The sequence below is a fragment of the Mesorhizobium sp. M7A.F.Ca.US.006.04.2.1 genome, assembly GCF_004022915.1.
In the GTDB taxonomy this organism is placed as follows: Bacteria; Pseudomonadota; Alphaproteobacteria; order Rhizobiales; family Rhizobiaceae; genus Mesorhizobium; species Mesorhizobium ciceri.
The window spans coordinates 1-925 of record NZ_RZQA01001402.1; the positions used below are offsets into that span (position 1 = coordinate 1).

At 61.3% G+C, this 925-nt stretch carries 2 protein-coding genes; one reads left to right on the top strand and one right to left on the bottom strand.

What is annotated here, in order from left to right:
• Positions 1 to 669: crotonase/enoyl-CoA hydratase family protein (locus EN925_RS37630; RefSeq protein ID WP_128337452.1), on the bottom strand; the 669-nt coding region annotated here is incomplete at its 3' end.
• An 88-nt stretch (positions 670 to 757) separates the two neighbouring features.
• Between EN925_RS37630 and EN925_RS37635 the strand changes: the two genes are divergently transcribed.
• On the top strand, positions 758 to 925 hold a 168-nt coding region (locus tag EN925_RS37635), incomplete at its 3' end, for a helix-turn-helix domain-containing protein (protein ID WP_206633173.1).

Genomic DNA, 925 nt, shown 5'->3' on the forward strand with positions numbered 1-925 from the left:
CTGGTTGAGGCCGCGCGCCACTGCCGTGAGGATGCCGGCAATCGCCAGATCGGAGTGCCGCAGGATACGCCTGGCCAGATCAAATGCCGCCGGCATCAACTCGGCATGCGGGACAACCTCGTTGACGAGACCCAGTTCAAGCGCCCGCGGCGGCGCAAACCAGTCGCCGGTCAACAGCAGTTCGAGCGCCCGCTTGCGCCCCGCGAGCCTCGGCAAGCGCTGGGTTCCACCAAAGGTCGGCGGCATTGCGAGGTTGATTTCCGGCTTGGCGAACAAAGCGCGGTCACTGGCGATAGCAAGCGGTACGGCCTCGGTGATTTCGCAGCCGCCACCAAAGGCAATGCCGTTGACGGCGGCGATGATGGGCTTGCGGTAGGCTTCCAGCCTCGCCGTCAGCCGCTGCCCGCGCATGACGAAATCCCGCATCGCGACACCGACGCCAAGCGCCACGCTGGCCGAGAACTCGTGAATGTCGCCCCCCGCCGAAAACGCCCGCTCCCCTGCTCCGGTCAGAATGACCGCACGAACGCTGTCATCGACTTCAATGTCGTCAAGGACCGCAAGCAGGCGATCGATCAGGGCATAGTTCAGCGCGTTGAGTTTCTCCGGCCGGTTGAGGGTGAGGATGGCAATCCCATCCCGGGTTTCGCTAAGGACAAGATCTGTCATTTGGCTCTTCCTTCTCCATCATGCTGATGGAAGGAAGACTATGCCCTTTGTCGCTTGTGTATATTCACTAGTCGGTATACATAGGCTTATGCCCGACACGCAGAGCCCTACCCGCAAACGCATTGTCGATGCCGCGACCAGGCTCTTCTATGCAGAAGGAATCGGTCGTGTCAGCGTCGATGCCGTTGCCGAGGAAGCGGGTCTCACCAAGCGCACGCTCTACTACCATTTCAAGAGCAAGGACGACCTGATCGCC